Here is a 1,126-nt window from a genome sequence, read left to right on the forward strand (position 1 = left end):
ATCAAGGCCAGCGGCAAGGAAGTCGTGCTGACGCTGAAGGAGGCCAATGCCGATCTGCCCTATTTGCTCAGCGACTATCACCTGATCGTCCAACCAAATGGCGGCAAGGACAAGGCTGACGCAGGCATCTCGGCCGGTCCTTACAAGGTCACGACCAATGAGCCCGGTGTGCGCCATGGCGGCGAGCGTTTCGCCAATTACTGGCAGGGCGACAAGATGGGCCATGCCGACCAGATCGAGATCATCGTCATCAACGATGCGACAGCGCGCACGGCCGCCCTGCAGGGCGGCCAGGTCAACGTGATCAACCGCGTCGAGCCGAAGATCGTCGACCTGATCAAGCGCCTGCCGGGCGTCACCATCCGCAACCACGCGGGTCCTGGCCACTACGTGTTCATCATGCATTGCAACACGGCGCCGTTCGACAACGCCGATTTGCGCATGGCACTGAAGCTGGCCATCGACCGCGAGGAAATGCTGGACAAGATCCTGCGCGGCTACGGTTCGCTCGGCAACGACTTCCCGATCAATGCGTCCTATCCGCTGTTTACCGAGATCGAGCAGCGCAAGTACGATCCCGACAAGGCCAAGTTCCACTTCAAGAAGTCCGGCCACGACGGCGCCGTCCTGCTGCGGACCTCGGACGTCGCTTTCCCGGGCGCCGTCGATGCATCGCAGTTGTTCCAGCAGAGCGCGGCCAAGGCCGGCATTCAGATCGAGCTGAAGCGTGAGCCCGGCGACGGCTATTGGAACGAGGTCTGGAACAAGCAGCCCTTCTGCGCGTCCTACTGGGGCGGCCGCTCGACCCAGGACCAGATGTACTCCACCGCTTATCTGTCGACCGCCGACTGGAACGACACGCGTTTCAAGCGTCCTGACTTCGACAAGATGGTGCTGGCGGCGCGCGCCGAGCTCGACGAGACCAAGCGCAAGCAGATGTATCATGACATGGCTGTCCTGGTACGAGACGAGGGCGGCCTGATCCTGCCGATGTTCAACCAGTTCATCGACGCTACCGGCGCCAAGGTCGGCGGCTGGGTCGACGATCCGCATCAGGAGCTGATGAACGGCTACGCGCTGGCGAAGTGCTGGCTCGAAGCCTGAGCTTGGCCTTGCGGATATGTCC

At 62.1% G+C, this 1,126-nt stretch carries 1 protein-coding gene; it reads left to right on the plus strand.

The features are described from left to right. Positions 1-1,104, plus strand: a 1,104-nt coding sequence (locus tag EN879_RS36780; protein WP_164774883.1) for an ABC transporter substrate-binding protein, incomplete at its 5' end; no start/stop codon positions are given. Positions 1,105-1,126: the final 22 nt, after the last annotated feature.

The sequence above is a fragment of the Mesorhizobium sp. M7A.F.Ca.AU.002.02.1.1 genome, assembly GCF_003998535.1.
In the GTDB taxonomy this organism is placed as follows: Bacteria; Pseudomonadota; Alphaproteobacteria; order Rhizobiales; family Rhizobiaceae; genus Mesorhizobium; species Mesorhizobium ciceri.